This is a genomic window from Orbus hercynius (assembly GCF_003634275.1).
Lineage (GTDB): Bacteria > Pseudomonadota > Gammaproteobacteria > Enterobacterales > Orbaceae > Orbus > Orbus hercynius.
The window spans coordinates 928,756-948,075 of record NZ_RBWY01000001.1; the positions used below are offsets into that span (position 1 = coordinate 928,756).

The window sequence follows — 19,320 nt, forward strand, 5'->3', positions numbered from 1 at the left end:
ATTAATCGTAAAAAAAATGATAAAACAAGTTAAAAGTCGATTTTCGACACTTTAAAATCTATATTTTATCAAAATATTGCATATCATTATAGCTTAAGCAATCAGCATAATAATGAACCATCGCTCATACAGCCCCATGAAAACTTACTGCTTATGACCTTGATTACACCTGAAAAAACGCTTTTTATCTAACAACACAATGAAAAAGAGAGATAAAGATTTATGAATATGCCAGCAACCTCGCCAAAAGATAATCCAAAACGTCGCAATCGATGGATGCTTATCGCGTCAGGTGTGTTTATTGTCATTTTTTGCCTGTATGGCATTTATTGGTTTGCCGTATTACGTAATCAAATATCAACGGATGATGCCTACGTATCGGGAATACAATCACCCGTTATTGCTCAAACAACCGGTAAAGTCACGCAAGTTAATGTGACCAATACCGATTTTGTTAACGCCGGCGATGTGCTAGTCGTATTGGATGATACCGATGCTAAGCTCGCCTATCAGCAAGCGCTTGATTCACTGGCCAACACCGTTCGCCAAACGCAAGTGTTATATATTGATTCAGATCAGTATCAATCAAAAATAAAATCGGATGAAGTGAGCTTACTACAAGCAACCCAAGATTATCAGCGCCGCTTAGCACTGGGGCAAAAAGATGATGTGTCGGTTGAAGAGCTTGAACATGCCAAACAAACCATGCAACTTGCCCAGCTAGAAGTTGAAATTGCCAAGCAACAATACCAAGCTAACCAAGTTTTACTCCATGGTGTCACCTTAGATCAACAGCCCGCCGTTAAACAAGCCGCAGACCAAGTACGTCAAGCTTGGGTCACGCTACAACGCACAACGATTCGCAGCCCAATTACCGGTTATATTGCCAGAACCAATGTCGATGTGGGCTCACAAGTCAGTGCTGAAAGTCAATTGATGGTGGTTGTGCCAGCAGAGCCGATCTGGGTTGATGCTAATTTTAAAGAAACCCAGTTACAAAACATTCGTATTGGTCAAGCCGTTAGCGTCACCAGCGATCTTTATGGCGATGATGTGAGTTATAACGGTAAAGTCGTCGGTATTAATATGGGTACGGGAAGCGCATTTTCATTACTGCCGGCACAAAACGCCACCGGCAACTGGATTAAAGTGGTGCAGCGTTTACCGGTTAGAGTTGAGCTAGATCCACAGCAAGTCAAACAATATCCACTGCGAATCGGCCTGTCAATGAATGTGACTGTTGAGGCAAATAATACCTCAGGGCAAGTCTTAGCTAGCTCACCAAGAACCACACCATTTTATGCCAGCCAAGCTTTGGTGCTTAACCTTAATGAAATCAATCAGACGATTAATGACATTATTACGCTAAATACCTACCGTGCACCAGCGGAGCTGTAATCTATGAGCACCATTGAGCCGCTAAAAGGGACTAAGTTAGTCTTTATGACCGTGTTGTTGTCATTTGCAACGTTTATGCAAGTGCTCGACTCGACGATTGCCAATGTCGCGATTCCAACTATCTCCGGTTCCCTAGGCGTATCAAATACCGAAGGAACTTGGGTTATTACCACATTTGGGGTATCGAATGCGATGTCCATTGCCCTCACTGGCTTTTTAGCCAAGCGTTATGGTGAAGTTAAAGTCTTTTTGTGGGCAACGGGTTTATTTACGCTATTTTCATTTTTATGTGGTATCTCAGATAGCTTAGGCATGCTGCTATTTTTCCGCTGCGTGCAAGGTGCGGTGGCTGGCCCCGTGATCCCTTTGTCACAAAGCATTTTGCTGCGCGGTTATCCCGCTCGTTTACAAAAGATGGCATTAGCCCTATGGTCAATGACCATTATCTTAGCGCCGGTATGTGGCCCGATTTTAGGCGGTTATATCAGTGATAATTATAACTGGGGCTGGATCTTTTTTATGAATGTGCCAATTGGCATCGCCGTTGTACTATTTGGCGCTTACCTATTAAAACCAATGGAATCGACCGTGGTTAAAATCCCGTTCAATTATATCGGTTTGGCGCTGCTAACGGTTGGCGTTGGCTGCTTACAAGTCTTTTTAGATAAAGGTCAGGAATTAAACTGGTTTGCTTCTAACGAAATTATCGTCCTTGCCATCATTGCAGTCATTACCTTAACTTTTTTAGTGATTTGGGAAGTGAACAACAAAAACCCGGTGGTTGATCTGGCGCTATTTAAAATTAGAAACTTCTCGATTGGCACAATTTCAACCAGCTTGTCATACATGGCGTACTTTGGTGCAATTGTGTTATTGCCACAGTTACTACAAGAGGTCTATAGCTACAATGCAACGTGGGCGGGTATTGCGCTTGCGCCAATCGGATTATTGCCAATTTTACTCTCCGCCTCGGTAGCCAAAATCTGTGATCATGTTGATATTCGCGCAGTCATCACCACCTCGTTTGTGTTTTATTCGATCTGCTTTTTTTGGCGAGCTTATACCTTTGAGCTAAATATTGATTTTACCGGCATTGCCCTGCCACAGCTTATACAAGGGATTGCAATTGCTTGCTTCTTTATGCCACTGACGATTTTAACGTTATCGGGTTTACCTGCTGAGCGTTTAGCCTCGGCGTCAAGTTTATCAAATTTTTTCCGCACTTTAGCCGGTTCAGTGGGCACCTCAATCACCACCACATTGTGGGCAAACCGCGCCTCACTGCATCATGCTCATCTGACCGAATCGATCACGCCTTACGATCCCAATAGTGTGGCGTATTTTAATCAGATGGCTGAGCATGGCTTATCGTCAACCCAAACAGCCAGCTACATTAATGAACAGATATCGGCGCAGAGTTTAATTATGTCGGCTAATGATATTTTCTGGTTATGTGGTTGGGTGTTTATCGGCTTAATTATCAGTATTTGGTTTGCAAAGCCGCCGTTTAAATCAATGGGCTAAAAACCTGACAGGGTAAGTTTGGTTGATTTGGCGCTTTCACCGTCATGGTAAAGCTCCGATAAATCGCTATTATTAACTTAAGTTTTCTCATTTGCAGCGTAGTTAACCTATACTTATAGCAATAGTACAATAAAACTTTACGATTCTTAAATATCAATCAATTACAATATTACGTATGATGGCCTATTCCCTCAGTTTTGGAGAAATGATGAAACCTGTTAACTTGAAATCTATCTTGCCAAGTACGATCTTATCGGCCTTAATCGGTTTAGCCCCACTGAGTCAGGCTTGTACTCGCATCGTCTACTTAGGTGAAGATCAGCAAATTATTACTGCCCGCTCAATGGACTGGAAAGATGAAATTGCCACCAATTTATGGATTTTCCCGCGTGGCATGGCACGTGATGGCGTTGTTGGGCCGCATTCGCTCAGCTGGACGTCAAAATACGGCAGTGTAATTGCTTCAGGCTATGATGTATCGACAACCGATGGCGTTAATGAAAAAGGCCTTGTTGCCAACTTACTTTGGCTTGCCGAGTCGCAATACCCCAATGAAATTACCAACAATAATGGTTTATCGGTATCGATCTGGGCACAGTATATGCTAGACAATTTTGCCACCGTTGCAGAGGCTGTCGAATCTTTAGAGCACACACCATTATCAGTATTAACCGATAATGTACCGGGGCAAACGCGATTAGCAACCTTGCATTTATCGTTATCTGACGCTAGCGGTGATAGTGCGATTATTGAATACATTGATGGTCAGCAGGTAATTCATCACAGTAAGCAATATCAAGTCATGACCAATTCACCGACCTATGATAAACAACTTGCGATGGAAGAGTATTGGCAAAATGTTGGCGGACTGGCCTTTTTGCCTGGCACTAACCGCGCAGCCGACCGCTTTGCCAGAGCCTCTTTTTATGTCAATAACGTGCCGAAAAAAACCGATATCAATACCGCTGTTGCCAGTGTCTTTAGTATCATACGCAATGTTTCCGTGCCATATGGACTAACGACCGAAGACTCACCTGAAATCTCGTCAACGCGCTGGCGCACCGTCTATGACCATAAGCGCCAACTGTACTTTTTTGAATCAGCATTAACGCCGAATGTCTTTTGGACTGATTTAAGTAAAATTGATTTTTCAGCTGAGACCGGGCAAGTTAAAGTGCTCGCATTAGGTAAAGAGCAGCGTAATATTTTTTCTGGCAATGCCACCGATCAATATAAAGTCAGTGAGCCCTTTGTATTTCAAGGATTGAGTGCACAGCAATTACACTATTAAAGTCAATGATTATACTTATGTCAAATGAGTATAATCTTATAACAAATAATTAGTACCCTTTATGACCATTAACGACTTATAATCATCTCAGTTAATTTTCGTTAAATAGCTAATGCTATTTTTTCGTATACGGATAATAAGAGGATTTAATAATGAGTAGAATATTTGATGATAATTCACAAACAATCGGCCACACCCCTCTTGTACGTTTAAAACATTTTGGGCAGGGTAATATTCTGGCTAAGGTGGAATCACGTAATCCAAGCTTTAGTGTAAAGTGTCGTATTGCCTCAAATATGATCTGGGATGCCGAAAAACGCGGCTTATTAACCCCAGATGTTGAACTTATTGAGCCAACTAGTGGTAATACCGGTATTGCCTTAGCAGCAGTTGCCGCGGCAAGAGGTTATAAATTAACATTAACTATGCCAGAAAGTATGAGTATTGAAAGACGTAAATTATTAAAAATACTCGGCGCTAATTTGATTTTGACCGATGCAGCTAAAGGTATGAAAGGTGCGATTGCCAAAGCAGAAGAGATCGTTGCCAGCGATCCTAAACATAATTTGATGCTGCAACAATTTAGTAATCCGTCCAATCCTGAAATTCATGAAAAAACTACGGGTCCTGAAATCTGGCAAGATACCGATGGTCAAGTTGATATTTTCATTGCTGGCGTTGGTACGGGTGGTACTTTTACTGGCGTGACGCGTTATATTAAAAATAGCCAAGGTAAAGCCATCACGGCGGTTGCTGTCGAACCACTAACTTCGCCTGTCATTTCACAAGCATTAGCTGGCGAACCAATCCAACCTGGGCCACATAAAATTCAAGGGATTGGCGCGGGCTTTATTCCGGGTAACCTTGATTTAAGCTTAATTGATTTGGTTGAAAAAGTCTCCAACGAAGAAGCCATTGATACCGCACGTAAAATTATGGATAAAGAAGGCATCTTAGCTGGTATTTCATCTGGTGCAGCAGTGTTCGCCGCAGATAAATTGGCTAACTTACCGGAAAATAAAGATAAAACCATTGTGGTTATTTTACCGTCTTCCGGTGAACGTTATTTGAGTACCGACTTGTTTAGCGGCTTATTTACCGAGCAAGAGTTAGGCTAAGTTATCAATCAGATTTGCTAAGCACTCTGACCTGAAAAGTCTATTGGCTGTCGGTTGCGACTAGCATCACACCTATTTCATCAAGGCACGGGTTGTGCCTTTTTTATTGATAGCACAATGCGAGTGCTATGATGATGCAAACTATGATTCAAGCGGTGGCGTAAACTATTGCCCAAACTCTATTTCAAACAGCTGCATGCCATATTGACCACCGGTTTGTATTGCCGAAACGAGTTGCTTAATTTTGCCTTCTTGAATTAAGTGACTCACCGACGGCGTATTGATCAGAATTTCAAAATTCGCTTTTCTGACCGACGGCGTATGATGATAAAGTCGTTGGCAAACAATTCCTTGTAATGACGCAGCTAATTGCGTTCGAACAAAATGCCTTGACTGCTCAGGAAAAGCATCAATGATGCGACTAATCGTTGCCACAGCAGAATGACTATGCAGGGTTGCCAAAATCAAGTGACCCGTTTGCGCGGCATGTAACGCCGTGCTCATAGTTGCCTGATCGCGCAGTTCACCAATCACAATCACATCAGGATCTTGCCGCAGTGCAGCGGTTAAGCCCGCTAAATAATCCGTACAATGCACGCCGATTTCGCGTTGCTGAATCAGCGATTGTTGATTGCGATAAATCAACTCAATCGGATCTTCTAGGGTAATAATGTGTTTAGCAGCATGCTGATTAATGTCATTAATCATGGCGGATAACGTCGTCGATTTACCACTCCCAGTGGCGCCAGTAATCAAAATTAGCCCCTGCTGTTTTTGTGCAAGTGTATGCAATATTTTTGGCGCACAGATTTGATCAAGTGTCAGCGGTTGCTGATTAATCAGCCGTAAACACGCCGCAATGCCATGTTGCTGGTAAAAAACATTCACTCTAAATCGCCCATATACCGCATGATGGTAAGCAAAATCGAGCTGCTTATCTTGCGCCATTTTCATTTGCTGTGACTTGCTTAACAGGCCATAGAGCTTCGTGTGTAATTCATGCGAAGATAAAATGTTGCTCTCTAATCGTATTAGCTGGCCATTTTGCCGAATAAGCACCTTTTCACCACTCGAAAGGTGCACATCTGATGCATTTTGCGATACACTTAACGCTAAAATTGATTCCATTAATTCACCGAAAAAACTATGACTATGCAAACTAATTTACAACACATCGCTGAGCGCATTACCGATGCCAGCAAACAGTGCGATCGTGATCCCAAGCAAATTAAACTGATTGCTGTCAGTAAAACCAAACCTTGTACATTAATCGAAGACGCCATTCTTGCTGGGCAACGCGCTTTTGGTGAAAACTACGTGCAAGAAGGCGTCGAAAAAGTACAATATTTTCAGCAGCATCATGCTGATACTGCGCTGGAATGGCATTTTATTGGCCCTTTGCAATCGAATAAAACGAAAATAGTCGCCGAACATTTTGATTGGGTGCAAACGATCGATAGATTAAAGATAGCACACAGACTGAGTGAACAGCGCCCATCATCGCTCTCACCGTTAAATGTACTAATTCAAATTAATATTAGCCATGAAGAGAGCAAATCAGGGATTCACCCTGACGAGATGTTAACCCTAGCTCGGGCTATCTTAGCATTACCCAATTTGACATTAAGGGGATTAATGGCGATACCGAAAGCAGAAATAGAGCCAGAACAACAACTTATCGCGTTCAAACAGATGTTTACACTGTATCAACAGTTGCAACAATCCGCCCCCGATATCGATACCTTATCAATGGGCATGAGTGATGATATGGCATCAGCGATTTTAGCAGGTAGCACAATGGTCAGGATAGGTTCAGCGATATTTGGCGCCAGAGAATACAACTGATGATTTTTATGATATATTGCTGCAATATCACGTAAAGGAGTTTGCTATGTCACCACTGTTTTATATTGTTAATACGCTATTAACCCTGTGCATTTATTTAGTGATTTTACGGGTTTGGATGCAATATACTCGAGTCAACTATTACAATCCATTTACGCAGTTTGTCATCAAAGTCACGCAGCCTGTTATTGGCCCACTAAGAATACTTGTGCCAGCAATTGGTAAATTTGATACTGCCTCATTTATTGTGCTGTATCTATTATCGCTGCTCAAACTCCTGACTATTCTCTATTTTGCCACCAATGCGCCTTATTTTAGCCTGACATATTTGCTGTATTGCTGTTTGGTTGCCGTCAACGCATTGGGTCATCTGATCTTCTGGATACTGCTTGTTCGCGCTATTTTAAGTTGGGTGAGCCGCGGGCAATCGTTTCTTGAGGATGTGCTAGCACAGCTTTCCGAACCGCTGATTGCACCAATACGCCGTATTGTGCCACCGATTGGCGGCATCGACGTATCATTTATGATTTTTGTTTTTGCGCTAATCGTCTTAAATATGCTCATGATGTCTCTCTTTAGCCCATGGTGGGGCATCGTATCGATTTAGTTCCTTAGCATAAAAGGATTATTCATGAGTGCCACGCCATTAATTTTAACCATCTTAGCCGGCGCATCAACTTTCATTGGTGCGATTTTGGGTATCTTAACCCAAAAACCCTCCGCGCGTTTACTGGGTTTTTCGCTTGGTTTTGCCGCCGGCATTATGCTGTTAATCTCATTAATGGAGATGTTACCCGCCGCACTCAGCACGCCGTCCGTATCGCCAATTTTATGCTATTTCATGTTTATTGCCGGTTTACTTGGCTACTTTGCTATCGATAGCTTATTACCGCATTATCATCCACAAGATATACCCTGTGAACGTGGTGACATTGAATGTATGCAGCGCGTACAATCATCCCATAAAGAGAAGCTCAAACGTACCGCTATTCTACTCACACTCGGCATTAGCCTACATAATTTCCCAGAAGGCATTGCTACCTTTGTCACCGCCAGTGCTAACTTAGAATTAGGCATCGGCATTGCGCTTGCCGTTGCTATTCATAATATTCCGGAAGGCTTAGCCGTTGCGGCACCGATCTATATTGCAACGGGATCAAAGTGGCAAGCACTATTTTGGGCAAGCTTATCGGGCTGCTCTGAAATTTTGGGCGGCGTTTTGACCTATTTAGCCCTAGGTAGTTATGTTACGCAAGCATTGATGGCCAGCATTATGGCAGCGGTTGCCGGCATTATGGTCGCCCTGTCCGTTGATGAACTCATTCCACTCGCCAAAGAAGTGGATCCTAAACGCAATCCAAGTATTGGCATTTTATGCGGCATGACGGTGATGGGATTTAGCTTAATTTTATTACAGTATTGCTAATTGCCGTATTTTTGCGGCTAATCACTCACTGCTAACCAGCCAGATAGATTAAACGATATTAGCGTAGTAGCTTTTTGACCGACGCCCGTTCAGTCAAGATCGGGGTTAAGGTTAGTACATGCGACTCACTGTCTTTATGTTGAATGCGGTGTAACAACGTTTCAACCGCCAGCTGACCCAGTTCATCTTTAGGCTGATGAATGGTGGTTAAGGGCGGGTTAAGATACAGAGCAAGCTCAATATCATCGTAGCCAATAATGCTAATATCCTCACCGACTACCATTCCTGCTTGATTAATCGCGCGATAAGCGCCGATAGCCATCGCATCATTACAGCAAAAAACCGCCTCAGGCCGCTTGGGTAAGGCAAGCAGCGTTTGCATGGCCTGATAACCGGACGCAAACTGGAAATTGCCCTCAGCTTGATAATCCGGATAAATCGTCAAGCCGGCTTGCTGCATCGCTTGCTGGTAACCGCTAAAACGCAGCTGAGCCTGCGTATTATCAAGTGGCCCGGTGATACAGGCAATACGCTCATATCCTTGAGCAATTAAATAGTTCACCGCAATTGTGGCACCTTGCAGCGAATTATCGCGAATAATATCACACGCCGTAGACAAAGGTGTCCAGTCCATCATCACCATCGGTAATGATGGGTAACTGGAAAATATCTCGGCCGGAATCGAATGGGTTTCGGAGCATAGCGCCAATAAACCATCGATCCGTTTTTGTAATAAGGTTCCGATATTGTTAATCATCCGCTGCTTATCACCTTCGGTATGACAAAGAATCAGTTGATAACCGAGTTCATAACAATTGCGTTCGACGCTTTGCACCACTTCAGAAAAAAACGGGTTATTGCTACGCGTCAGTAGCATGCCAATGGTGCGGGTTTCTTGACGCTTTAGGCTACGGGCTAATGCCGATGGGGTATAATTAAGCTGCGCGATTGCCGCCTCAATACGACTGCGTATTGCCGGACTGACATAGCGATCATTATTAATCACATGCGATACGGTTGATGTTGAAACATTGGCAAGTTTTGCAACATCTTTCATGGTAGCCAAAAGCACATCCTTTTGTTGAATCTCAATCTTGGTAAGCGAAAGTAAAGTATAGCAAAATGGTTATCGATGCTGAACCATAAATTGCTCAATCTCTTCACGCCACGGCACCGAAGATTGTGCGCCCGTGCGCGTCACCGCAATCGCCGCGGCAGCATGCGCATACTTTACTGCCTCATCAAGTGTTTTGCCTTCCAGTAAAGCAGTCACCAGCATACCGTTAAATGTATCGCCAGCGGCAATCGTATCAACCGCTTGCACTTGGTAACCTGCAATTAATTTTCCAACGCCTGCAACACTCACCCAAGCACCTTTACTGCCTAGCGTAATAATCACGGTATTGATGCCTTTTTGGTGCAGCTGCTTAGCGGCGCGATCCGCGTCTTGCTCGCAGCTCACAGTAATGCCCGTTAATGATTCAGCTTCTGTCTCATTTGGCGTAATAATATCAATATGGCTAAGGATTTCATCGGTTAATGCTTGTGCCGGTGCCGGATTAACAATCACTTGGGTATGATGCTGCTTAGCGAGCTTAACGGCAGATGCAATGGTGGCGAGTGGCGTTTCAAGCTGCATCAAAATTGCATCGGCATCGATAATATCTTGCTGATAAGCATGCAGATAATCTGGCGTGACCGCCGCATTAGCGCCAGCATAAATGCCGATCTCATTTTCACCTTGCTGATTGACAAAAATTAGCGCAACGCCGGTTTTTTCATTGGCGATCGACGCAATAGAGCGGGTATCAATCTGGTCTTTTATTAACTGTTCACAGATGGTTTTACCGATATCATCATCACCGACTGCCGCGATAAATTGAATATTGGCGCCCCCGCGCCCTGCCGCAACGGCTTGATTAGCCCCCTTACCACCGAACGCAATGTGATAATGATTACCGGTTAATGTCTGTCCTGGCTTAGGAAATTGTGGCAGGTTTAGGACGTGATCGGCATTAATACTACCGAGTACAATTAATTTTTTAACCATAATAGCGGTTCCATATGTTGGTAATAAGTTATCTATTCCGGCTGATGCCACGATCAATCATGGTCAATTAAGACCATGATTGACCATGACGACGTCATCGTTACGGCTTGTGTTACTCTTGGGTAATAAGCTTAAGCTCGACCGGAATCTCGCGTTCAACAGTCTGACCTGTTAGCACTTTATCGGCGGTTGCAACGCCAATGGCGCCAATTAACGCTGGCTGCTGGGCAACTGTTGCGGTCATACGTCCACGTTTAACCGCTTTAATACCATCATCGGTGCCATCAAAACCAACAATTAAAACATTGCTTAATCCGTCCGTTTGAATTGCCCGCATGGCGCCCAGTGCCATTTCGTCATTTTGTGCAAACACCGCTTGTACTGTCGGGTGCGATGTTAATAAATTTTGCATCACATTCATCCCTTTGGCTCGGTCAAAATCAGCCGGTTGTGAAGCCAGTAAAGTCACATCGTGTGCCTTCATTGATTGTTTAAAGCCTTCACCTCGCTCACGCGCCGCCGATGTGCCAGTTATTCCTTCTAATTGGATTACTTTAGCATCCTGACCCAATTTTTGCACAATAAAATCACCGGCCATTTTGCCGCCTGCCACGTTATCAGACGCAATATGGCTGACCACTTCACCTTTGTTTGATGCTCTATCGAGCGTAATAACCGGAATATTGGCTTTGTTAGCGGCAACAACAGCATTCCCTACCGCATCAGAATCGGTTGGGTTAATTAAAATTAATTGCGTGCCTTTCACAATCAAATCTTCCACATTTGCCAGCTCTTTGGCCGGATTATTTTGCGAATCAAGCACAAGCAGGTTATAACCCAGTTCATCGGCTTGTTTTTGGGCGCCCTCTTTTAAGGTGACAAAAAAAGGATTATTCAGCGTTGAGACAACCAGCGCAATGGTATCTTTGGCAAACGCCTGCGTTGACAGTGCGACGCCTAACGTCATCGAGGCAACGTAAGTCAGTAATGGTTTGAATTTCATGGTATGCTCCTAAATGGGTAATCACTATTTCGTGGTTTTATTGTCGACTAATACAGCAAATAAAATGACTAGGCCTTTAACAATCATTTGATAATAAGGGTCAACTGCCAGTAAATTTAAGCCGTTATTTAATAATCCTAAAATCAAAGCGCCAATTAACGTGCCGATGATTTTACCGCGTCCACCGGCCATGCTTGTACCACCAAGCACCACAGCGGCAATCGCATCCATCTCATAACCGACGCCAGCATTAGGCTGCGCCGAAGATAAACGGGCCACTTCAATGATACTCGCTAGTGCACACAATAATCCGCTAATGGCATAAACGGTAATTTTCACGCGGTCAACATTAATCCCCGATAAGCGCGTCGCGGCTTAGATAAGTGAGGATGAGGTTCTGTGAATGATGGTAAGGTAGAAGGCGGCGGTAGCAAATCCAATAAAAAAGCCCTTTATTGCAGGGCTTGTTTGGTACTTAAAATGGTGGTGTGGTGAGGGGGTTATTCAATATTTTGAATCTGCTCACGCATTTGTTCAATTAACACTTTCAGTTCAATGGCGGATGCGGTGACATCGGCGTTAATCGATTTTGATGCAATGGTATTCGATTCACGGTTGAATTCTTGCATCATAAAGTCTAAGCGGCGACCAACAGCTTCATTCTTTTTCAAAATGGTGTAAGTCTCTTTAACGTGAGTGGATAAGCGGTCGAGTTCTTCGGCCACGTCAATTCGTTGCGCCATTAAAACCAGCTCTTGCTCTAAGCGGTTTGACTCCAGTTCAACATTAGCTTCGGTAAGTTTGGCTTGTAACTTGTCTTTTTGCCATTGCAAAATTTGTGGCATCCACTGGCGGATTTTGTCAATTTCAGCCGTAATACCTTCTAAGCGCTGAATAATTAAGGCTTCTAATGCCTGACCTTCTCGCTCACGCACCACGATAAACTCATCAATGGCAGCATCAAGAAACGCGAGAAGTTGTTGTGAAATCAGATCCAAATCTTGCTCTTTAGCTGACATCACGCCCGGCCAGCGTAGAATATCAGCCACGTTGATCTCACCAAAAGTCGCTTCCTGTTTAATCCAGCTAGCGGCATGTAATAACTGCTTTGCCAGATCTTTGTTGAGTAATAGCTCTTGATGCTGCTTGGACAAATCAAGCTCAAAACGTAAATTACACTCCACTTTACCGCGCGTTAAGCGATTACGCAGTTTTTCACGGATCAGTGGTTCAAGTGAGCGCAGCTGCTCAGGCAAACGGATATAGGTCTCTAAATAGCGTTGGTTAACTGAACGTAATTCCCAAGAGGCAAATCCCCAACTCTCACTGATTTCTTTTCTGGCGTACGCGGTCATACTGCGGATCATAATGCTTTATTCCTAAAGTCTAAAAAGTTGCTGGGCATTGTATCATATATTCTGTATAATGCGCTCTTAGCTTAGGCTAAACATTACAAATTCTTGTTGTAATGTCCTCCTAATACTGTAATACAAATGTATCATAAGCAATAGCAATCAAATTGGAGATAGAGATGCGCCCTTCCGGCCGAACTGCGGAACAAGTCCGCCCAATAAAAATTACCCGTCATTATACCAAACACGCTGAAGGTTCTGTTTTAATTGAGTTTGGCGATACAAAAGTCCTATGTAATGCGACTGTCGAAGAAGGTGTACCGCGTTTTTTAAAAGGTCAAAATAAAGGTTGGATTACCGCTGAATATGGCATGTTACCAAGAGCGACCAATAGCCGTACGCAGCGCGAAGCAGCAAAAGGTAAACAAACTGGCCGCACTATGGAAATTCAGCGCCTTATCGCGCGCGCGTTACGTGCCGCAGTTGATCTTGACGCGTTAGGCGAATATACCATTACCGTTGATTGCGATGTCATTCAGGCAGATGGCGGCACGCGCACCGCATCGATTTCTGGTGCTTGTGTTGCGCTATACGATGCGTTAAGTCGTATGCAAGAAAAAGGCGCCTTAAAAACTAACCCATTTCATGGACTCATTGCCGCGGTCTCTGTGGGGATTGTTGATGGTAAAGCCTTGTGTGATCTTGAATATGTTGAAGACTCCAATGCCGAGACCGATATGAATGTCGTCATGACAGCTGATGGTAAAATGATTGAAGTACAAGGCACCGCTGAAGGTGTACCGTTTACCCATGCCGAATTGTTAACGTTATTAGATTTAGCACAAAATGGAATTAGTAACATTATTCAAGCGCAAAAGTCAGCCTTGAATCTTGTTTGATAAAAATGATAAATAAGCGACCTAGTCGCTTTCTTTTTATTCAAATTGATGAGTAGTGATGACAAGTTAAGATTTGGAGAAACATGATATGAAGTCATACAAACGACAATTTATTCAGTTCGCGCTTGAAAGAGAAGTATTACGATTCGGCGAATTTACCTTAAAATCAGGGCGAAAAAGTCCCTACTTTTTTAACGCAGGACTTTTTAATACCGGAAAAGACCTTGCTTTATTAGGTCGTTTTTATGCCGAAGCGCTGATCGATGCCAATCTTGAGTATGACGTGATTTTTGGACCCGCTTATAAAGGTATTCCTATTGTGTCAGCAACGGTGGTGGCATTATCTGAGCACCATAATATTGAAGTCCCTTACTGCTTTAATCGTAAAGAAGCCAAAGATCATGGTGAAGGCGGCAATTTAGTCGGCAGTTCAATTGAGTATAAACGCGTCATGTTAGTTGACGACGTCATTACTGCCGGTACAGCCATTCGCGAATCGATGCAAATTCTTGAAAATAACCAATCCAAACTCTCAGGTGTGTTAATTAGTTTAGATCGTCAAGAAAAAGGTCGCGGTGAATTATCAGCGATTCAAGAAATCAAACAAAATTACCACTGTGAAGTGATTTCGATCATCACCTTAGCCGATTTAATCAGCTATCTTGAACAAGATGGTAAAACCGATGAACTCGCTCGAGTTAAAGCGTATCGTGATGTTTATGGCATCAGCAATTAATGCGGTTAACCAGGCGCCAAATGGCGCTTTATTTTTGCAAATAATATAAGTTAAGAGCGTAAATTAAACGACCACTATAACGTTAATAATAACTGTTTATCGAGCTGTGGATCGATTAAGGTAACGTGAAAACCAATCAAACGAACGCCCCGATCTTGACGTCTTTCCTGCCAAATTTGATAAGCAAGATCAATGAGATCATGTTTATCGAGTTTGGTATAAATGTGTTCTTGTGTCGTCAGCTGAAAATCCTGAAATTTAAACTTAACCCCTTGCCTGGCAATCGTGCAATCGGCTCGCACTTTCTTTAATCGCAGCTCAAGTTCATCATATAACGAATCAAAAAACGGTAAGCACTCTTGCCAGGTATGAATATCCGTTGCCAGTGTGCGCTCTACGCCAACCGACTTACGCTGCCGGTCATTATTCACCTCTCGTTCATCAATCCCTTGACAGCGTTCATACAGGATTCGGCCAAACTTGCCAAATTGGTTAAGTAATCGACTCAAGTCAAAATTCAATACATCACGGCAATACACTAACCCGAGTTCAGCGAGTTTTTTCTCGGTCACTCGTCCCACGCCGGGAATTTTTTTCAGCGGCAAATTGGCAATAAAATCACTGACCTGCTCAGGTGGAATAACATATTGCCCATTGGGTTTATTAATATCAGAGGCGATCTTAGCTAAAAATTTGAGTGGTGCAACGCCAGCTGATGCCGTCAAATTTAATTCTTGCGCAATTTTATGGCGAATATCTTGTGCAATCAATGTAGCAGAACCTTGAAATAATGGGCAGTGCGTTACATCAAGATAAGCTTCATCAAGTGATAAGGCTTCTATAAATGGTGTGTACTGCTTAAAGATATGGTGGATTTGATTAGACACCTCTTTATAAACAACATGACGACCAGCAACTACCGTCAAATGGGGGCATAATTTTATCGCCTGTGCCATTGGCATCGCACTATGAATACCATACTGACGCGCTGAATAATTCGCTGTCGCCACAACGCCACGCTTTTTGGGATCACCGCCAACGGCTATCGGAAGATTACGATAACGCGGATTGTCACGCATTTCAACAGCGGCGTAAAAACAATCCATATCAACATGAATAATTTTCTTTACAAAATTCATACTACAATCGTTCGCCAATCCCAATAAAACTGTATGTATATACACTATACTCTAAAATTCAGCTCATCACTATATCGATTTAGTATCACTATCCTATTTTAACGTTTACTGGCATAATAGCCGCTTTCGTCTTATAAATAAGTTATTATTATTGTGCCTAAATCTACTATGTCGAATAAATTATGCGATCGGTTTCGCAACTTTTATCCTGTTGTGATTGATATTGAAACCTCGGGTTTTGATAATAAAACCAATGCAATATTGGAAATCGCCGCCATTACGCTAAAAATGAACCAAGATGGCTGGTTGGTTATTGATGATAAAATTCATTTTCATGTCAATCCATTTGCCGGGGCAATATTAGACCCCTCAGCACTGGCCTTTAATGGCATCGATCCGAATAATCCGTTACGTGGCGCAGTCGATGAGCATATTGCTATTGAGGAGATATTTAAGCTAGTACGCAAAGGCATTAAAGAGGCCGATTGCAACCGTGCGGTAATTGTTGCGCATAATGCTCACTTTGATCACGGTTTTTTAATGGCCGCCGCTGAGCGCAGCAAAACCAAACGAAATCCGTTCCACCCTTTTGCCACCTTTGATACTGCATCGTTGGCAGGCTTAGTCTATGGCCAAACGGTATTAGCCAAAGCCTGTGAAACGGCTAATATTGCTTTTGATCAAAAGCAAGCTCACTCTGCGCTTTATGACACAGAAAAAACTGCCGTGCTGTTTTGTGAAATGGTCAATCGCTGGAAATCGCTAGGTGGCTGGCCGTTGACTGAAAACAATCAAGATTAGCTAAAATAGCGTGGTCATTGCATGATAAACAACAGGAAATGCGAGCATTTCCTGTTGTTTTATTCACTATGCGGTTTGATATTTACTTGCTGTCTCTTTAATCAACGCTTGTAATTCACCTGACTGGAACATTTCAATCATAATATCACAGCCACCAACAAGCTCACCTTCAACCCAAAGCTGTGGGAAGGTTGGCCAATTGGCAAATTTTGGTAGCTCAGCACGAATGTCAGGATGTTGTAATATATCAACATAAGCAAATGGTGCACCACATTGAGATAAAATTTGTGATGCTTGCGCCGAGAATCCACAACTTGGCAATTTAGGTGATCCTTTCATATAAAGAATTATCGGATTTTCGCTAATCTGCGTTTGGATTTTTTCGAGTGTTGTCATTGTCATGATAGAATCAATTCCTACAAAATAAATAGGTGTCTATATTAACGCAAAAATCAGCAATTATATTCATTGATAATAACTATTACTGTATTTATTATTTTTAATAATTACAACGCTAAGTATTACTCCGCAATTTAACCCTGTTTTTTGTAAGCAATTTAGTCTAAAATAAATGATATTAATTACTGAGATTCGTAAATTGTGAATACACTACGCTTATCTTTAAGACAGGTTTTTTATCACAGTAATGTACTGTATTGTATACGTATTTTAATTAGCTTAACCGGTACGACATTTATTCCGTGGTATTTAGGTGATATCACGGCAGTGATTCCGTTAACGCTTGGGGTTGTTGCGGCCGCGCTAACTGAAATCGATACCCGATTACTAAATCGTTTTATCAATTTAGTCATTACCTTGATTTGTTTTTCATTAGCGACATTTTCAGTGCAGCTGTTGTTTCCTTATCCTGCCATTTTTATTGTCGGCTTAGTTATATCAACATTCGTGTTTACAATGCTTGGTGCACTAGGCCAACGTTATGCGGTGATCGCATTTGGTTCATTACTCATTGCGGCTTATACCATGCTTGGTCATGAGATGTATCAAGATCTCTATTCTCAATCCATTTATTTATTATTGGGCGCGATTTGGTATAATGTGGTTGTTTTTATAGAATCATTCATTCAGCCAATTAGAACAACGCAACAAAGCTTAGCGATCTCATTTAGTAAACTCGGCAACTATCTCGATGCCAAAGCGGCATTGTTTGATCCCGATGAAAATAATCACTTTACATCGCAATTATCCCAACTCGCTCAAGCCAATGATCAACTTATTGATGCCTTAAATCAAACTAAACACTCGCTGTTTAATCGTTTGAAAAGTTATCGTGGTCAAAGCTATATACGCAATATGCTCAATGAATATTTTGTTGCGCAAGATATTCATGAACGGGCCAATGCAACACATGTCGGCTATGAAACACTGAGTCAACAGTTTAAACATAGCGATATTTTGTTCCGCTTTGCGCGTATTTTAAATCTGCAAGCCAAAGCATGTTATCAGCTAGCCATTAGCATTAAATATAATCAAGTTTATCAGCATAATCCCGCATTTGAAAAATACTTCGGATATCTTGCAGATGCAATTACGCGTCATCAGGGTGATAGCAAACTAATAAATGCCTTAAACCATTTACTCAAGAATTTACACAGCATTGATCTGTTATTATCAAACATAAATAATGAACAGCAGTTGTCAAGCCAATATACCCAAAGGCAGTTGGTAGATGATAAGCTTGGTGGATTTAAAGATTGCTGGCAGAGAATCAAGCAAAACTTGACCGTGAAATCAACACTTTTCCGCCATGCTGTGCGTATGAGTTTGGTTTTTTTTGTGGGTTATGCCATCATTCAACTAACTGATCTTCAACATGGTTATTGGATTATTTTAACCAGCTTATTTGTTTGTCAGCCAAACTATTCAACGACTAAATTCCGTTTGCGATTACGGGTGATGGGCACAATCGGTGGTATTATCATTGGTATACCACTCACCTATTTATTACCCAATATTCAGGCACAATTAGTGCTCATTATTCTCAGCGGCTGGCTGTTTTTTCTATTTAAAAATTCACAATATGCCTATGCTACCGCCTTTATTACCTTGTTAGTGTTTTTCAGTTTTGGTTTAGTGGGTGAAAGTAGTTTAACTGTGGCAACGTATCGTATTATTGCAACGATCATTGGCTGTTTTATCGCTTGGTGCGCGGTAAGTTTTATATGGCCAGACTGGAAATTTCGTAATTTACCCACACTCATTTGCCGGGCATGCCATGACGATTGTCACTATTTAGCCATAATTGGTGCACAATATTTATCAGGTAAAAGTAATGATGCCTCTTACCGTGTTATAAGGCGCAGTGTACATGAAAATAATGCCGACTTATCATCACTCATCAGTATCATGGCGAAAGAACCGCATATCGATCAAGCAATGATTCAGCAAGCTTTTCGTTTTTTAACTTTAAATCATACCTTAATTAGTTATATTTCAACATTGGCCGTGCATCGCGATAAACCGATTCACCCTGAAACCCTCTCGCTGTTTGATGATGCCTGCGTTATTATTATTAATATCCTTGATGCTAATCAAAAAATGGATAAAGATCTTAGTCATATTCGCGATATTATCACGCATCTTGTCGAAAAACAGTCACATGATTTGGATAATAATGATTGTCTGGTTTTACAACAGCTTTTACTCATTTTGGATATTTTACCTGAAACAGCACAACTTGCTGAGCAGCTAAGTAAAGTAAGAAATTAATACACTGA

At 42.2% G+C, this 19,320-nt stretch carries 18 protein-coding genes and 1 pseudogene; 11 read left to right on the forward strand and 8 right to left on the reverse strand.

Translation table 11 applies throughout. From position 1 onward, the window contains the following. The first annotated feature begins 222 nt into the window (after positions 1 to 222). The 4 genes from DES39_RS04250 (at position 223) to cysK (ending at position 5,331) form a co-directional block, all read left to right on the forward strand. On the forward strand, positions 223 to 1,398 hold the full coding sequence (locus tag DES39_RS04250) for an EmrA/EmrK family multidrug efflux transporter periplasmic adaptor subunit (RefSeq protein WP_121144496.1): 1,176 nt from the start codon (positions 223 to 225) through the stop codon (positions 1,396 to 1,398). Positions 1,399 to 1,401: 3 nt separating this feature from the next. Next, complete coding sequence (locus DES39_RS04255; protein ID WP_121144497.1) at positions 1,402 to 2,922, forward strand: DHA2 family efflux MFS transporter permease subunit; 1,521 nt, start codon at positions 1,402 to 1,404, stop codon at positions 2,920 to 2,922. A gap of 205 nt (positions 2,923 to 3,127) precedes the next feature. Beyond that, positions 3,128 to 4,213, forward strand: a complete 1,086-nt coding sequence (locus DES39_RS04260) for a linear amide C-N hydrolase (protein ID WP_121144498.1) — start codon at positions 3,128 to 3,130, stop codon at positions 4,211 to 4,213. Positions 4,214 to 4,365: 152 nt separating this feature from the next. Then, positions 4,366 to 5,331 (forward strand): cysteine synthase A, encoded by a 966-nt coding sequence (cysK, locus tag DES39_RS04265; protein WP_121144499.1) that lies wholly within the window; start codon positions 4,366 to 4,368, stop codon positions 5,329 to 5,331. Positions 5,332 to 5,496: 165 nt separating this feature from the next. Here the strand turns inward: cysK and DES39_RS04270 are convergent, their stop codons facing one another. Continuing rightward, on the reverse strand, positions 5,497 to 6,459 hold the full coding sequence (locus DES39_RS04270; protein WP_121144500.1) for a type IV pilus twitching motility protein PilT: 963 nt from the start codon (positions 6,457 to 6,459) through the stop codon (positions 5,497 to 5,499). An 18-nt stretch (positions 6,460 to 6,477) separates the two neighbouring features. Between DES39_RS04270 and DES39_RS04275 the strand changes: the two genes are divergently transcribed. Genes DES39_RS04275 through zupT form a run of 3 tightly spaced genes read left to right on the forward strand, consistent with a single transcriptional unit; the run spans position 6,478 to position 8,602 of the window. Continuing rightward, a complete protein-coding gene (locus DES39_RS04275) occupies positions 6,478 to 7,176 on the forward strand; it encodes a YggS family pyridoxal phosphate-dependent enzyme (RefSeq protein ID WP_121144501.1) in 699 nt (232 codons plus the stop codon). Positions 7,177 to 7,222: 46 nt separating this feature from the next. Continuing rightward, a complete protein-coding gene (locus DES39_RS04280; protein ID WP_121144502.1) occupies positions 7,223 to 7,783 on the forward strand; it encodes a YggT family protein in 561 nt (186 codons plus the stop codon). Positions 7,784 to 7,807: 24 nt separating this feature from the next. Further along, the gene (gene zupT / locus DES39_RS04285; protein ID WP_121144503.1) at positions 7,808 to 8,602 is read left to right on the forward strand and encodes a zinc transporter ZupT; all 795 of its coding nucleotides are present in this window, start codon (positions 7,808 to 7,810) and stop codon (positions 8,600 to 8,602) included. Positions 8,603 to 8,660: 58 nt separating this feature from the next. Here the strand turns inward: zupT and rbsR are convergent, their stop codons facing one another. The 5 genes and pseudogenes from rbsR to DES39_RS04310 all read right to left on the reverse strand — a co-directional run bounded on the left by rbsR (position 8,661) and on the right by DES39_RS04310 (position 13,022). Continuing rightward, on the reverse strand, positions 8,661 to 9,668 hold the full coding sequence (rbsR, locus tag DES39_RS04290; RefSeq protein ID WP_121144504.1) for a ribose operon transcriptional repressor RbsR: 1,008 nt from the start codon (positions 9,666 to 9,668) through the stop codon (positions 8,661 to 8,663). Positions 9,669 to 9,728: 60 nt separating this feature from the next. Beyond that, positions 9,729 to 10,652, reverse strand: a complete 924-nt coding sequence (gene rbsK, locus DES39_RS04295; RefSeq protein WP_211324614.1) for a ribokinase — start codon at positions 10,650 to 10,652, stop codon at positions 9,729 to 9,731. 112 nt (positions 10,653 to 10,764) lie between these two features. Continuing rightward, positions 10,765 to 11,655, reverse strand: coding sequence for a ribose ABC transporter substrate-binding protein RbsB (gene rbsB / locus DES39_RS04300; RefSeq protein WP_121144505.1), 891 nt, complete (start codon positions 11,653 to 11,655; stop codon positions 10,765 to 10,767). A 24-nt stretch (positions 11,656 to 11,679) separates the two neighbouring features. Continuing rightward, positions 11,680 to 12,030 (reverse strand): annotated as a pseudogene (locus tag DES39_RS04305) (ABC transporter permease subunit); the annotation flags it as partial. A 125-nt stretch (positions 12,031 to 12,155) separates the two neighbouring features. Then, positions 12,156 to 13,022: a YicC/YloC family endoribonuclease gene (locus DES39_RS04310; protein ID WP_121144506.1), complete on the reverse strand. Its 867-nt coding sequence runs from the start codon at positions 13,020 to 13,022 to the stop codon at positions 12,156 to 12,158. Positions 13,023 to 13,186: 164 nt separating this feature from the next. On the opposite strand from DES39_RS04310, the gene rph reads away from it, so the two are divergent. Together rph and pyrE are read left to right on the forward strand one after the other, a co-directional pair. Continuing rightward, complete coding sequence (gene rph / locus DES39_RS04315) at positions 13,187 to 13,906, forward strand: ribonuclease PH (RefSeq protein WP_121144507.1); 720 nt, start codon at positions 13,187 to 13,189, stop codon at positions 13,904 to 13,906. 88 nt (positions 13,907 to 13,994) lie between these two features. After that, a complete protein-coding gene (pyrE, locus tag DES39_RS04320; RefSeq protein WP_121144508.1) occupies positions 13,995 to 14,642 on the forward strand; it encodes an orotate phosphoribosyltransferase in 648 nt (215 codons plus the stop codon). Positions 14,643 to 14,716: 74 nt separating this feature from the next. On the opposite strand, the gene dinB is transcribed toward pyrE, so the two are convergent. Next, the gene (gene dinB / locus DES39_RS04325; protein ID WP_121144509.1) at positions 14,717 to 15,781 is read right to left on the reverse strand and encodes a DNA polymerase IV; all 1,065 of its coding nucleotides are present in this window, start codon (positions 15,779 to 15,781) and stop codon (positions 14,717 to 14,719) included. Positions 15,782 to 15,949: 168 nt separating this feature from the next. Here dinB and rnt point away from each other — a divergent pair, with 168 nt between their 5' ends. Beyond that, positions 15,950 to 16,582 carry a ribonuclease T gene (gene rnt, locus DES39_RS04330; RefSeq protein ID WP_121144510.1) on the forward strand — a complete coding sequence of 211 codons (633 nt, stop codon included), beginning with the start codon at positions 15,950 to 15,952 and terminating at the stop codon, positions 16,580 to 16,582. A 66-nt stretch (positions 16,583 to 16,648) separates the two neighbouring features. Here rnt and DES39_RS04335 read toward each other — a convergent pair whose 3' ends face one another. After that, positions 16,649 to 16,978 carry a Grx4 family monothiol glutaredoxin gene (locus tag DES39_RS04335; RefSeq protein ID WP_121144790.1) on the reverse strand — a complete coding sequence of 110 codons (330 nt, stop codon included), beginning with the start codon at positions 16,976 to 16,978 and terminating at the stop codon, positions 16,649 to 16,651. Between the two features lie 204 nt (positions 16,979 to 17,182). Between DES39_RS04335 and yccS the strand changes: the two genes are divergently transcribed. Further along, a complete protein-coding gene (yccS, locus tag DES39_RS04340) occupies positions 17,183 to 19,312 on the forward strand; it encodes a YccS family putative transporter (protein WP_121144511.1) in 2,130 nt (709 codons plus the stop codon). The last annotated feature ends 8 nt before the right edge of the window (positions 19,313 to 19,320 follow it).